This window comes from Salinibacterium sp. ZJ450 (assembly GCF_011751885.2).
In the GTDB taxonomy this organism is placed as follows: domain Bacteria; phylum Actinomycetota; class Actinomycetes; order Actinomycetales; family Microbacteriaceae; genus Ruicaihuangia.
In genome coordinates, this window is the sequence record NZ_CP061771.1 from 3,069,994 (window position 1) to 3,084,741 (window position 14,748).

Genomic DNA, 14,748 nt, shown 5'->3' on the forward strand with positions numbered 1-14,748 from the left:
GTGTTGGGGGCGGTCGGTTTCCGCCCAGCAAAGGGGACTCAATGCGACTGAAACTGACACTGACCCGCGCGTCTGGCGTCAGCGACGACATTGTCGTCTCGACTGATGCCACGGCAACGGTCGGCGAAGTCGCTGAGGCTCTGCTGCGCAGCGACCCGCGCGCCGCCGAACTGGCGCACGGCACCGGCCCGTTCACGCTGCGGGCCGTCGAGCCCGGCAGCACCGGCGGCCGCACCCTCGACCAAGCCACCCCGATCGGCGAAGCCCGTGTGTCATCCGGTTCCTCGATCAGCGTCGTCTCCAGCCGGCCGCGCGATGTCAGCGGGGCCCCGCTGGCCGTGCTGCGCGCACTGGACGGCCCACTCGCCGGCCAGACCTTCTCCGTGCCGGCCGGCACCAGCATCCTCGGCCGCGACAAAGACTGCGACGTCGTGCTCGATGACCCGCAGGTCTCCAAACGCCACCTGCGCATCGAAGCCGGCGCCTCGCTCGAGCTGATCGACCTGAACTCGGCCAACGGCATCATCGTCGACGGCGGGCTGGTCAACCGGCTCACCCTGCAGACCGGCCAGTCCGTGCTGATCGGCAGCACCACCCTGCGGGTCGACACCATCATCGACCAGCCCCCCTCCTCCGAGGGTGAGCTGGTCGGACCGGTGCACTTCAACCGGTCGCCGCGGGTCGAGGTGCGCTACCCGGGCGAGGAGTACGAGGGCCCGACCATCCCGCAGGAGATCGAACCGGTCATCTTCCCGTGGCTGGCGATGCTGGCCCCGCTGATCCTCGGTGCGGTGCTGTACGCCGTCACCCGGAACCCGCTGTCGGTGGTGTTTGTCGCGCTGTCCCCGATCCTGATGATCGGCACCTGGACCACCCAGTTCCTCGCCAACCGCGCCAAGCTGAAGCGGGCGATCAAGAAGTTCGAGGGTCAGCTGGAACGGCTCGATTCCAAGCTCGCCACCGAGGCCGTCACCGAGCGTGCGGTGCGGCTGGCCGAGGCGCCGTCGACCGAAGAGGCGATGGCGGATGCCGTCGGCCGCGGCACCCTGCTCTGGACCCGTCGCCCCGAACACTGGTCGTTCCTGAACCTGCGGCTCGGTGTCGGTACCGCCCCCAGCCGCAATACGATCAAGGTCGTCAACAACTCCAACGGACTGCCCGAGTTTTCCGAGCGGTCCGAAGCGCTGACCGACAAGTTCCGGTTCATCGAGGGCGTTCCCCTGGTCGACAACCTGGCCGACGCCGGCGCGATCGGCATCGCCGGCCTCGAGGGGCAGGCCGCCCCGGTGACGCACGCGCTGCTGGCGCAGCTCGCCAGCCTGCACTCGCCGGCCGAACTCGCCTTCTCCGCCATCGTCAGCCCTTACTGGTCGGCCGAGTTCGAATGGCTGAAGTGGCTGCCGCACACCGGGTCGGCGCAGAGCCCGCTGCCCGGCGTGCAGCTGGCCGACAGCACCGCCACCGGGCTGGCCGTGCTCGCCGCGCTCGAGGAACTGATCGAGGTGCGCCTGGCCAGCCGTCGGTCGTCGGATGTCCCGAACCTGCGGGAGGCGGTCAGCTACGACGCCTCCGCGATGAACCGCGGCGCCACGGTCGGCGACGAGGCGCTCGATACCGAGAACCTGCCGATCACCCCCTGCCTGGTGGTGCTCATCTCCGACGACGCCCCGGTCGACCGGGCGCGACTGGTGCAGCTGGCTGAGCGGGCGGCATCCGCCGGTGTGCTGCCGATCTGGATCGCCCGCAGCGTGGCGGCACTGCCGGCCGCCTGCCGCACCAACATCGACGTCACCGCGCCCGCAGAGACTGCCACCGTGAACTACGTGCGACTCGGTCTCTCGATTCCCAATGTTCAGGTCAGCCGGGTTCCGGCGCAGACCGCGATGGCATTCGCGCTGCGAGTGGCACCGGTGGTCGACGCCGGCGCGCTGATCGCCGACGAAAGCGACATCCCGCAGTCGGTGTCGTTCCTGCAGCTGCTCGGCACCGACCTCGCCACTTCGGGTGACGCCGTGGTCGACCGCTGGCGGCAGAACGACTCGATCCACGACCGCACGCCCGGGGCTCCCCTGCGCAAGCGCCGCGGCGGCAAGCTGCGCGCGCTGGTCGGCCAGTCGAACGTCGACGCGCTGCACCTGGACCTGCGCACGCAGGGGCCGCACGCGCTCGTCGGCGGCACCACCGGCTCGGGTAAGAGCGAGTTCCTGCAGGCCTGGGTGCTCGGCATGGCGGCCGAATACAGCCCCGACCGGGTCACCTTCCTGTTCGTCGACTACAAGGGCGGCTCCGCGTTCGCCGACTGCGTCAGCCTGCCGCACACCGTGGGCCTGGTCACCGACCTCAGCCCGCACCTGGTGCGCCGGGCGCTGACCAGCCTGCGCGCGGAACTGCACCACCGCGAGCACCTGTTCAACCGCAAGAAGGCGAAAGACCTGATCGAGCTGGAGAAGCGCGGCGACCCGGAGGCCCCGCCGGCGCTCGTGCTCGTGATCGACGAGTTCGCTGCGCTGGTCAACGAGGTGCCCGAGTTCGTCGACGGCGTCGTCGACATTGCCCAGCGCGGCCGGTCGCTCGGCATCCACCTGATCATGGCCACCCAGCGTCCCGCCGGAGTGATCAAAGACAACCTGCGCGCCAACACCAACCTGCGGGTCGCGCTGCGGATGGCAGACGAGGCGGATTCAACGGATGTCGTGGGCGCAGCGATCGCGGCTGGCTTCGACCCTGGCGCGCCAGGGCGTGCCGTCGCGAAGACCGGCCCCGGGCGCCTCACCCACTTCCAGACCGGCTACGCCGGCGGCTGGACCACCGACACGCCGGCCCGCGCTGCCGTGCAGATCATGGAACTCGCTTACGGCCACGACAAGAAGTGGGAAGACGTCACCTCGGAGGTCGAAGACCTGCAGGCCGACCTCGGTCCCAACGACACCGCGAGGCTGGTGGCATCCATGACCGCCGCGGCGCGTCTCGCGGCCCTGCCGGCCCCCCGCAAACCGTGGCTCGACGAGCTGGCCACCGCATACGACCTCGGCAAGCTGCGGCAGCGCACCGACACCGATCTGCTGCTCGGGGTCAGCGACGACCCGTCGCATCAGGACCAGCGGCCGGTGTACTTCCGACCGGACGCCGACGGCAACCTGGCCGTCTACGGCACCGGCGGAAGCGGCAAGAGCACAGTTCTGCGCACCCTCGCCGTGGCGGCCGGCATCACGCCCAAGGGCGGGCCGATGCAGGTGTACGCGCTCGACTTCGCCGCGGGCGGACTACGGATGCTGGAATCACTGCCGCACGTGGGCTCCGTGGTGAGCGGCGGCGACGCCGAACGCGTGGCGCGGCTGCTCAGCAAGCTCAAGAGCATCATCGAGGAGCGGGTCGGCCGGTACGCCGCGGTGCGCGCCGGCACGGTGACCGATTACCGGGCGCTGGCCGCAGCACCCGCCGAGCCGCGCATCCTGCTGCTCGTCGACGGCATGGCCACGTTCCGCCAGGAGTACGAGTTCACCGGCGCCGGTGGCATCTTCACCCAGTTCCAGCAGATCGTCACCGACGGCCGCCAGGTGGGCGTGCACGTGGCCATCAGCGCCGACCGGCCAGGTTCGCTGTCGCCGGCGATCGCGGCATCCATTCAACGGAAGGTCGTGCTGCGACTCGCGGACGAGAACGACTACAGCCTGCTGGATGCCCCGTCGGATGTGCTGTCCGCGGTGTCGCCTGCCGGTCGGGCCGTGATCGACCAGCTGGAGACCCAGATCGCCGTGCTCGGCGGCAGCACCAACGTGTCGGAGCAGTCCGCCGCGATCGAGGCCCTTGCCGTGGCGATGCGCCGCAGCGGAGTGCCCGAGGCGCCCGCCGTCGAGCGCCTCGCCGACGAGATCGCGCTGGCCGACCTGTTCGCCACCGTGCCTGGCGCTGCGGTGATCGGCGTCGCCGACGACACCCTCACGCCGGTGACCATCGAGCCAAGCGGCGTCTTCATGGTGGCCGGTCCCCCGTCGAGCGGGCGCACCACCTCGCTCGGCACGTTCGCGCTCGCGTCGAGGGCCGCCCGTCCCGCGACGAGCCTGGCGTACTTCGGCAACGCGCGGTCGCAGATCGGGTCGCTCGACCTGTGGACGCACAAGGCGACCGTGATCGACGCCGCGACGGAGCTTGCCCGCGAGCTACTGACGGCGGCGAGCACGCCGGCGACGCCGACCACGCACCTGACCATCGTGATCGAGTCGATCTCCGACTTCCTCGGCAGCCCCGCCGATGCCGACCTGATCGCGCTGATCAAGGCGGCGAAGCGCAACGACCACTACGTGATCGCCGAGTCGGAGTCGAGCACCTGGCAGCAGAGCTGGCCGCTGTTGATGGAGTTCAAGGCCGGCCGCCGCGGCTTCGCCCTGCAGCCGGACACCAGCGAGGGCGACATCCTGTTCCGCACGTCGTTCCCGCGGTCCAAGCGCGCCGACTTCCCCGAGGGGCGCGGTTGGCTGGTGCAGGCCGGTTCCACGCGGAAGGTGCAGCTGGGCCGGCCCTTCTAGCCTCACCGCTGGTCGCTCGGGCGGAAATAGCGAGCTCGGGCGGATGGTTTCGCGAGAAAACGTCCTCCCGAGCGACCGATCTCCGTCCGAGCTGGCGGGCGGCCAGCGGCTAAAGCCCCCGTTAACGAGCACGACCCGCCGCTCCCGAAGGAGTGGCGGGTCGTGCCTGGTGCGGGTTACCCCTAGAGGTAGGTGCCCGGCTCGTCAGACGAGAAGCTGTCGAAATCGACGAAGCTCAGGTCGGACTCGTTGAACGCGGCGTCATCCGTGAAGATCCGGTTCGGGTACCGCTCGGCCTTGGCCTCTTCCGTGGCCTCCACCGATACGTTGCGGTACTTGCCGAGGCCGGTACCGGCCGGGATCAGCTTTCCGATGATGACGTTTTCCTTGAGGCCCATGAGCGGGTCGGACTTGCCCTCCATGGCCGCCTGCGTCAGAACGCGGGTGGTCTCCTGGAACGACGCGGCCGACAGCCACGACTCGGTCGCCAGCGATGCCTTGGTGATACCCATGACTTCCTGACGGGCCGAGGCGGTCTTCTGGCCCTCGGTGAGCGCGGCACGGTTCAGCGTGTTGTACCGCGAACGGTCAACCAGCTCGCCGGGCAGCAGGTCGGTGTCGCCGTGGTCGACGACGGTCACCTTGCGCAGCATCTGCCGAACGATGACCTCGATGTGCTTGTCGTGAATCGGCACACCCTGTGACCGGTAAACGCCCTGCACACCATCGACCAGGTGCAGCTGAACGGCACGGACACCGCGAACGCGAAGGACTTCCTTCGGGTCGAGGTTACCGACGTGCAGCTGCTGACCGAGGTCAACGTGCTGGCCATCCTCAACGAGGAGGGTCGCACGCTTCAACACGGGGTAGATGTGCGGCTCGTCACCGTTGTCCGGCGTCAGGATCAGGCGACGCTGACGGTCGGTGTCCTCGATCGTGATGCGACCGGCGGCCTCGGCGATCGGGGACGCACCCTTGGGGGTACGCGCCTCGAACAGCTCGGTGACGCGCGGCAGACCCTGGGTGATGTCGTCAGCAGACGCCGAACCACCGGTGTGGAAGGTACGCATCGTCAGCTGGGTTCCGGGCTCACCGATCGACTGCGCCGCGATGATACCGACGGCCTCGCCGATGTCGACGAGCTTGCCGGTGGCGAGCGAGCGGCCGTAGCAGGCAGCACACACACCGACGGCAGACTCACACGTGAGCACCGAACGCACCTTGATCGAGCGCACGCCGGCGTCAACCAGCTTCGCGATCAGAACGTCACCGACATCCGACCCGGCATCCGCCACGACCTCGCCAGCCTCGTTGACCGCGTCAGCGGCCAGCGAACGGGCGTAGACCGAGTTCTCGACGTTGGCGTCGCGAATCCAGGCACCGGTGTGGTCCTGAACCGCGATCGGCAGGTCGAGACCCTTCGAGGTACCACAGTCGTCTTCACGGATGATGACGTCCTGCGACACGTCCACCAGACGACGGGTCAGGTAACCCGAGTCGGCGGTACGCAGCGCGGTGTCGGCCAGACCCTTACGGGCACCGTGCGTGGCGATGAAGTACTCGGCGACCGACAGACCTTCGCGGTAGCTCGAGATGATCGGGCGAGGGATGATCTCACCCTTCGGGTTGTTCACCAGGCCTCGCATACCGGCGATGTTGCGCACCTGCAGCCAGTTACCACGAGCACCAGAGGTCACCATGCGGTTGATGGTGTTGTCGGCCGGGAAGTTCTCCTGCATGGCCTTGGCAACCTCTTCAGTTGCCTTGGTCCAGATCTGGATCAGTTCCTGACGACGCTCGAGGTCCGTGGTCAGACCCTTGTCGAACTGGTCCTGAACCTTCGCGGCCTGCTTCTCGTAGGTCGCGACGATCTCGGGCTTGTTCGGAGGGGTCAGGATGTCGCTGAGCGCGACGGTCACACCGGAGCGGGTTGCCCAGTAGAAACCGGCGTCCTTGATGCGGTCGAGCGTTGCGGCGACCTCCACCTTGGGGTAGCGCTCGGCGAGGTCGTTGACCAGCGCCGACAGGCGGCCCTTGTCAGCGACGGCCTCGACCCAGGGGTAGTCCACCGGCAGCGTCTCGTTGAAGATGGCGCGGCCGAGGGTGGTCTCCTTGAGCTCGACACCGTTCTCGAACTTGGTGCCCACCAGTCGCAGCTTGACAATCGCGTTCAGGTGCAGCGACTTCTGGTCGAACGCAAGAATCGCCTCGGCGACCGACGAGAACGCACGGCCCTCACCGACGCCACCTTCGCGCAGCGTGGTGAGGTGGTGCAGACCGATGATCATGTCCTGCGTGGGCAGGGTGACCGGGCGGCCGTCGGACGGCTTCAGGATGTTGTTCGACGCGAGCATCAGGATGCGCGCCTCGGCCTGGGCCTCGACGGACAGCGGCAGGTGCACTGCCATCTGGTCACCGTCGAAGTCGGCGTTGAACGCGGCACAGACCAGCGGGTGCAGCTGGATGGCCTTGCCCTCAATGAGCTGAGGCTCGAACGCCTGGATGCCCAGACGGTGCAGCGTGGGCGCACGGTTCAGCAGTACGGGGCGCTCGCGGATGATCTCCTCGAGCACGTCCCACACCTGCGGGCGTGAACGCTCCACCATGCGCTTGGCGCTCTTGATGTTCTGCGCGTGGCTCAGGTCGATCAGACGCTTGATCACGAACGGCTTGAACAGCTCCAGCGCCATCTGCTTGGGCAGACCACACTGGTGCAGCTGCAGCTGCGGGCCGACGATGATGACCGAACGGCCGGAGTAGTCAACACGCTTACCGAGCAGGTTCTGACGGAACCGACCCTGCTTACCCTTCAGCATGTCGCTGAGGGACTTCAGGGCACGGTTGCCGGTACCGGTGACGGGACGGCCACGACGACCGTTGTCGAACAGCGCGTCAACCGCTTCCTGCAGCATCCGCTTCTCGTTGTTCACAATGATCTCGGGAGCACCGAGGTCAAGCAGACGACGCAGACGGTTGTTGCGGTTGATCACACGACGGTAGAGGTCGTTGAGGTCGGATGTCGCGAAGCGACCACCGTCGAGCTGCACCATCGGGCGCAGCTCCGGCGGGATCACCGGAACGACATCGAGCACCATCGCGGCCGGCGAGTTGCCGGTCTGCACGAACGAGTTGACCACGCGCAAACGCTTGATGGCGCGGATCTTCTTCTGACCCTTGCCGTTCGCGATCTGATCGTGCAGCACCTCGGCCTCGGCGACCAGGTCGAAGGCCTCGAGGCGCTTCTTGATCGACTCGGCACCCATGTAGGCCTCGAAGTACAGGCCGAAGCGGTCCTGCAGCTCGTGGAAGACGCTGTCTTCCGGCTTCAGGTCGCCCACCTTGAGGTTGCGGAAGTCGTCCCAGACGCGCTCCAGCTGGGTGATCTGCTCGTCGTACGACTTGCGGATCTGGCCCATTTCCTTCTCGGCGCCGTCCTTGGTGCGACGCTTCTGGTCGGCCTTGGCGCCTTCCTCTTCGAGCGCAGCGAGGTCGTCTTCGAGCTTCTTCATCCGGTCGGCGACGCGGGAGTCGCGCTGGCCTTCGAGGGTCTTGATCTCGAGACGGATCTCGTTCTCCAGGCCCGGGAGGTCGGCGTGGCGGCCCTCTTCGTCAACCGAGATGACCATGTACGCGGCGAAGTAGATGACCTTCTCGAGGTCCTTCGGCGCCATGTCCAGCAGGTAGCCCAAGCGCGACGGAACGCCCTTGAAGTACCAGATGTGGGTGACCGGCGCGGCGAGCTCGATGTGGCCCATCCGCTCGCGGCGCACCGAGGACTTGGTGACCTCGACGCCACAACGCTCACACACGATGCCCTTGAAGCGCACCCGCTTGTACTTGCCGCAGGCGCACTCCCAGTCACGGCTCGGTCCGAAGATCTGCTCGCCGAACAGACCGTCCTTCTCGGGCTTCAGGGTGCGGTAGTTGATGGTTTCGGGCTTCTTGACCTCACCGTACGACCACTTGCGGATGTCCTCAGCTGTAGCGAGGCCGATCCGCAGCTCGTCAAAAGTTGTTGCTTCGAGCAATTGACTTCTCTTTCGTAAAAATGTCTCAGTCAGTGTCTGTTAGGTGGCCGGCTTTAGATGTCGTCGACGGACGACGACTCAAAGCGGGAGGAGATGTTGATGCCCAGTTCTTCCGCTGCACGGAAGACCTCGTCATCCGTGTCCTTCAGGCTCACCTCGGTGCCATCAGCCGAGAGCACCTCGACGTTCAGGCAGAGGGACTGCATTTCCTTGATCAGAACCTTGAAGCTCTCGGGGATGCCAGGCTCCTGGATGTTCTCGCCCTTGACGATGGCCTCGTACACCTTGACGCGGCCGAGGATGTCGTCGGACTTGATCGTGAGCAGCTCCTGCAGCGCGTACGCGGCACCGTAGGCCTCGAGGGCCCACACTTCCATCTCACCGAAACGCTGACCACCGAACTGCGCCTTACCACCGAGCGGCTGCTGGGTGATCATCGAGTACGGACCGGTCGACCGAGCGTGGATCTTGTCGTCGACCAGGTGGTGCAGCTTCAAGATGTACATGTAGCCCACCGACACGGGGTCGGGGAAGGGCTCACCGGAGCGGCCGTCGAACAGCTGAGTCTTGCCGGAGCGGCCGATCAGACGCTCACCGTCGCGGGTGAGCGTCGTCGAGTCAAGCAGACCCGCGATCTCTTCCTCGGCTGCGCCGTCGAACACCGGGGTGGCGACCTTGGTTCCGGGAGCGGCAGTGTGTGCCGCCTCCGGAAGGTTGCGCGCCCATTCTTCGGCACCTTCCACGTTCCAGCCCTGCTTGGCGGCCCATCCGAGGTGGATCTCCAGCACCTGACCGAAGTTCATTCGACCGGGAACACCCAGCGGGTTCAGCACGATGTCAACCGGCGTGCCGTCCGCGAGGAACGGCATGTCCTCGACGGGCAGGATGCGCGAGATGACACCCTTGTTGCCGTGACGGCCGGCGAGCTTGTCACCCGCGGTGATCTTGCGCTTCTGGGCGATGTAGACGACAACGCGCTGGTTGACGCCGGAACCGAGCTCGTCGTCGTTCTCGGAGGAGAACTCCTTGACGGCGATGATGGTTCCCTCTTCACCGTGAGGCACCTTGAGGCTGGTGTCGCGCACCTCGCGGCTCTTCTCGTTGAAGATCGCGCGCAGCAGGCGCTCCTCGGCCGACAGCTCGGTTTCACCCTTCGGGGTGACCTTGCCGACCAGGATGTCGCCGGGGCGAACCTCGGCGCCGATGCGGATGATGCCGCGCTCGTCGAGGTCGGCCAGCAGGTCGGGGCTGACGTTCGGCAGGTCGCGAGTGATCTCTTCCTTGCCGAGCTTCGTGTCGCGGGCATCGACTTCGTACTCTTCGATGTGAATCGAGGAGAGCGTGTCATCCTTCACCAGGTTCTGGCTCAGGATCATCGCGTCTTCGAAGTTGTAACCCTCCCACGGCATGAACGCCACGAGCAGGTTCTTACCGAGCGCGAGCTCACCGTTCTCGGTGGCGGGACCGTCGGCCAGCACCTCGCCGACCTCAACGCGGTCGCCCGCGTTGACGATGACCCGGTGGTTGTAGCTGGTGCCCTGGTTGGAGCGGTCGAACTTGCGCAGGTAGTAGTCCTGCGTTCCACCGTCGTCGAGCAGCAGGGTGACGACATCCGCCGAAACCTCCTGCACCACACCGGCCTTGTCGGCGGTGATCACGTCGCCGGCGTCGATGGCCGCGAAGCCCTCCATGCCGGTTCCGACCAGCGGGCTCTCACTGCGGAGCAGCGGAACAGCCTGACGCTGCATGTTGGCACCCATGAGGGCACGGTTCGCGTCGTCGTGCTCGAGGAAGGGGATCAGCGAGGTCGCGACGGAGACCATCTGGCGCGGCGAGACGTCCATGTAGTGGACGCGCTCCTTGTCGACCAGAATCACTTCGGAGCCCTTCGGGCGAACGAGCACCTTCTGCTCGGCGAAGCGGAAGTCCTTGGTGAGCGGCGCGTTGGCCTGCGCCACCAGGTACTCGTCTTCTTCGCTGGCGGTCAGGTAGTCGATGTGCGAGGTGACCACGCCGTCGACGACCTTGCGGTACGGCGACTCGATGAACCCGAACGAGTTGATGCGAGCGAACGATGCGAGCGATCCGATCAGGCCGATGTTCGGGCCTTCCGGGGTCTCGATCGGGCACATGCGGCCATAGTGCGACGGGTGAACGTCACGCACCTCGACGCCGGCGCGCTCACGGGACAGACCACCCGGGCCAAGCGCCGAGAGACGACGCTTGTGGGTGAGACCCGCGAGCGGGTTGTTCTGGTCCATGAACTGCGACAGTTGGCTGGTTCCGAAGAACTCCTTGATCGCGGCGACGACGGGGCGCACGTTGATCAGGGTCTGCGGGGTGATCGCTTCGATGTCCTGCGTGGTCATGCGCTCACGCACCACGCGCTCCATCCGGCTGAGGCCGGTGCGCACCTGGTTCTGAATCAGCTCACCGACGGCACGGATGCGACGGTTACCGAAGTGGTCGATGTCATCGACATCCAGCGTGATTTCAACGGGCTTGCCATCGCGCACACCGGTGATCTTGCTCTGGTTGTCGTGCAGAGCAACCAAGTACTTGATCGTGGCGATGATGTCCTGCACCGAGAGGACGGAGTCCTTGATGCCGGCGTCGACGCCGAGCTTGCGGTTGATCTTGTAACGACCAACCTTGGCCAGGTCGTAGCGCTTGGAGTTGAAGTAGAAGTTGTCGAGCAGGGCGCGGGCGGCCTCGGCGGCAACCTGCTCTCCCGGACGCAGCTTGCGGTAGATGTCCTTGAGGGCGTCTTCCTTGGAGAGGATCGAGTCCTTCTCGAGGGTCAGCTCGATGGACGCGTAGCCCTTGAACTCCTCGCGGATCTCGTCGGTGGTGAGACCGAGAGCCTTGAGGAACACGGTGACCGACTGCTTGCGCTTGCGGTCGATGCGCACGCCGACCTGGTCGCGCTTGTCGATCTCGAACTCGAGCCAGGCGCCGCGGCTGGGGATGATGCGGGCGGAGTAGATGTCCTTGTCGGACGTCTTCTCCTGCGCGCGGTCAAAGTAGACGCCGGGCGAGCGAACCAGCTGGGACACCACGACACGCTCGGTGCCGTTGACGATGAAGGTGCCCTTCTGGGTCATCAGCGGGAAGTCACCCATGAAGACCGTCTGGGTCTTGATCTCACCAGTCATGTGGTTCATGAACTCGGCGTTCACGTAGAGCGGCGCGGCGAAAGTCTTGCCGCGCTCCTTGCACTCGTCAATGGAGTACTTGGGCTCTTCGAGCTCCGGGTTGGTGAACGACAGTTGCATCGTCTCACCGAGGTCTTCGATCGGGCTGATCTCTTCGAAGATCTCGTCAAGGCCGGTCTTCAGGTCGTCGCCGGTGGCGCCGGCTTCAGCAGCACGAGCCTTCCAGGCGTCGTTTCCGACGAGCCAGTCGAAGCTCTCGGTCTGCAGGGCAAGCAGATCGGGAACGGTGAGAGTGTCTGTGATTTTGGCGAACGAGAGCCGCGAAGCTGAGCGGCCGTTCTTGGGGGACTTATTGGTGGATGCGTTGCGCGCAGCAGCCAAGGAAACAACCTCCGTGGGCCCCGTCGGGCCATGGCATTATCGGTAAGAGGAAATGCTCATCCTGATCGGCCCCGCCGTTATACTCGGGGCGCAAACCTTCCGCAATATGAAGGCGTGATTGATCTCGGAGCGCAAAGTACAACTATAGGCGCGCCCGCCGCGCCGTGTCCAGTCAATCCTTGACCAATTTCGGACTCTCGGCTATAAGCACGTCGATTCCCGGTTGCCTCGCAGGTTCGGGGGCGCCGGATGCCGCGACTCGGGGTGTTTCGCGTGGGGTCGAGCCCGGTTGTCGCCGGGTTTGAGCGACTATGTCGCGGTTCAGCCAGTTCGTTCGCGGGCATGATCCACTTCGTCGCGGTTGAGCCAGCGCGCGGTGACTCAACCGCGACAAAGTGGATCAAGCGCCCGAAGATCGGCTCGCAGGTGGGGTCTGCGTCTGCCGCGGGCGGGCTGCGCGGTCGACGAGTGGCTCGCGGGCGGGTCAGCGCACGGATGCGCGCAGTTTGGCCAGGTAGCGGCGCTGCGGCGCGTGACGCAGGCGCAGCGGCAGCCGGGGATAGACGGATGACGCGACGCGCATGATCCGGTCGAAGCGACGCTGCCGGCGGGGGCTCCAGGGCAGGTCGAACATCGCCCGCTGCTCCGAGTTCAGGAGGCCGGCGGTGACCAGCCGGGCCAGCGGCATCCCGGCCTTCACCCAGCGGGGAACCGCGGTCGGGTGCAACAGCTTCCGAGCAACATCGCGGGTCACGGCATCCGTTTGCAGAGTTCCCGCCATCTCGGTCCAGTACCGACCAAACGCCGCCCGGTCAGCCGGCCACAGCTCGGCCGGCATCTGCAGTGTGGTGCCGAGCAACGCGTATTGCCGGTAGACCTCGTCGGCAAGCTGCGGCGAGAGCGCGCCGAACAGCCGCTCGTACAGGCCCATCGCAGTGTCGTACAGCGTGGCGGCCACCCACAGCTGCAGGTCGGGGTCGGCCGCGTTATAGGGCGGTGAGCTCGCATCCCCCTCCGAGCGCACACGCCGGTGAGATGCGTTCACCGCCCGGGTCACCCGGTCGACCAGGCGACGGTCGCCGTCCACCACGGCGTAGACGAAGGTCATCGTGCTGTGCAGCCGGTCGAGCGGCCGCGATACGAAGTCGCTGTGATTTGCGACGCCGTGGCCGACCGCGGGATGCGCCAGCTGCAGCAGGATGGCGCGTCCTCCGCCCGCGATAAGCGCAGCCTCGCCGCCGATGTCGGCGAGGCTGCGGGGTCTCGACAAGCTCGACCCGCGGGAGGATCGAAGATCAGTCGTCGCGGCTCTCATTTGCTCTCAGCCTGCGCGATCAGTGATCAGGGCGCAACAAGCCCCAGCACGGTCGGCAGCCACATCGACAGCGCGGGAACGAACGCCACGATGAACAGGCCCACGCAGAGCGCCCAGAAGAAGGGCCACAACCGTGAGATCACCGGTTCGAGTCTGACGTTGCCGACACGGGCCGCGACGAAGAGGTTGTTTCCGATCGGTGGCGAGATGTTGCCGAGGCACATGTTGAAGACCATCATCGCGCCGAAGTGGATCGGGCTGACGCCGAGGGAGGTGACGATCGGCAAGAAGATCGGCGTGAAGATCAGGATCGCCGGTGTGGGGTCCATCACGGTGCCCGCGAGCAGCAGGATCACCATGATGATGACGAGGATGATCGCCACGTTGTCGGTCAGCCCCAGCAGGCCGCTGGTGATCATTTGCGGGAGCCGAGCGAAGGCCAGCACCCAGCCGAGGATCCCCGATACGCCGATCAGGAGCATGATGATGCCGGTCACCTTGGATGCTTCGAGGATGACCTTCGGAAGCGCCCTGAGCGGCAGCGTGCGTTGCACGAGGCCGAGCACGAACGAGTAGAGCACGGCAATCACAGCCGATTCCGTCGCCGTGAATATGCCGGTCAGGATGCCGCCGATCACGACCACGATCATCAGGAGCGCAGGAAGCGCCTTAAGGAATACGAGGAGTCCCTGGGCGAACGTCGGGCGGGCGGCGGCAGAGCGCAGCTCGGGGTGCTTGCGCGCATAGAGGGCCACCACGACGACGCAGACGAGCGCCCACAGGAGTCCGGGTCCGATACCGGCCATGAACAGCGCCGCGATCGACGTGCTGGATACCAGCGAGTACACGATGAACGTGTTGCTCGGCGGGATCAGCATGCCGGCCGGGGAGGCGGCGGCGTTCACCGCGGCCGAGAACGCCGGGTCATAGCCGTCCTTGCGCATCCGCGGTGCCAGCACCGTGCCGACGGCCGCCGCGGAAGCTACCGACGCACCCGACACCGAAGCGAACATGGTGTTCGCGACGACGGTGGTCTGGGCGAGCGAGGCAGGCAACCGGCCAGCGACCACAAGAGCCAGGTCGATCAGTCTCGACGCGATTCCCCCGGTATTCATCAGGCCGCCGGCGAGAATGAAGAAGGGAATCGCGAGCAGGGCGAACGAGTTGCTGGCGGAGAAGATGCGCTGCGCGGAGGTCAACGCGGCACCGTCCCAGTCCAGCAGGATGACGACCGCCAGGGCGGACGGCAGTCCCATGGCGACCGCGACGGGGAGACCCATGGCGATGCCGAGCGTGATGCCGCCGAGCAGGACGACGGTGGCGATGATGGTGAGCGTATCCAT

Annotated in this window: 5 protein-coding genes; 1 reads left to right on the forward strand and 4 read right to left on the reverse strand. The window is 66.3% G+C overall.

The features are described 5' to 3' along the window. Positions 1-41 precede the first annotated feature (41 nt). Complete coding sequence (locus tag HCT51_RS14990; RefSeq protein WP_166875723.1) at positions 42-4,526, forward strand: FtsK/SpoIIIE domain-containing protein; 4,485 nt, start codon at positions 42-44, stop codon at positions 4,524-4,526. Between the two features lie 182 nt (positions 4,527-4,708). Here the strand turns inward: HCT51_RS14990 and rpoC are convergent, their stop codons facing one another. The 4 genes from rpoC to HCT51_RS15010 form a co-directional block, all read right to left on the reverse strand. Next, positions 4,709-8,554, reverse strand: coding sequence for a DNA-directed RNA polymerase subunit beta' (rpoC, locus tag HCT51_RS14995; protein WP_166875720.1), 3,846 nt, complete (start codon positions 8,552-8,554; stop codon positions 4,709-4,711). Between the two features lie 53 nt (positions 8,555-8,607). Further along, a complete protein-coding gene (rpoB, locus tag HCT51_RS15000) occupies positions 8,608-12,090 on the reverse strand; it encodes a DNA-directed RNA polymerase subunit beta (protein WP_166875717.1) in 3,483 nt (1,160 codons plus the stop codon). Between the two features lie 484 nt (positions 12,091-12,574). Then, positions 12,575-13,360: an oxygenase MpaB family protein gene (locus HCT51_RS15005; RefSeq protein ID WP_224760524.1), complete on the reverse strand. Its 786-nt coding sequence runs from the start codon at positions 13,358-13,360 to the stop codon at positions 12,575-12,577. Positions 13,361-13,431: 71 nt separating this feature from the next. Beyond that, the gene (locus tag HCT51_RS15010) at positions 13,432-14,748 is read right to left on the reverse strand and encodes a TRAP transporter large permease (RefSeq protein WP_166875711.1); all 1,317 of its coding nucleotides are present in this window, start codon (positions 14,746-14,748) and stop codon (positions 13,432-13,434) included.

Coding starts and splice junctions, on each gene's coding strand:
- HCT51_RS14990 (WP_166875723.1), top strand. CDS start 42: ATGCGACTGAAACTGACACTGACCCGCGCGTCTGGCGTCAGCGACGAC.
- HCT51_RS15010 (WP_166875711.1), bottom strand. CDS start 14,748: ATGGATACGCTCACCATCATCGCCACCGTCGTCCTGCTCGGCGGCATC.